We start from the raw sequence: 256 nt of genomic DNA on the forward strand, positions 1-256 counted from the left end.
GACCGCCCCAGTCAAACTCCCCACCTGACATTGTCCCCCGGCCAGGTCATGGCCGCAGGTTAGAAACCCAATACCGCAAGGGTGGTATCCCAACAATGGCTCCAGTAAGACTGGCGTCCTACCTTCTCTGCCTCCCACCTATCCTGTACATGCAGTACCGAATCCCAGTATCAAGCTGGAGTAAAGCTCCATGGGGTCTTTCCGTCCTGGCGCAGGTAACCAGCATCTTCACTGGTACTTCAATTTCACCGGGTGC

General features: G+C 55.9%; 1 rRNA gene. It reads right to left on the minus strand.

The features are described from left to right. A 23S ribosomal RNA gene (locus NE473_RS32375) occupies positions 1-256 on the minus strand; the annotation flags it as partial.

This window comes from Hungatella sp. SL.1.14 (assembly GCF_024460495.1).
GTDB lineage: Bacteria > Bacillota > Clostridia > Lachnospirales > Lachnospiraceae > Hungatella > Hungatella hathewayi.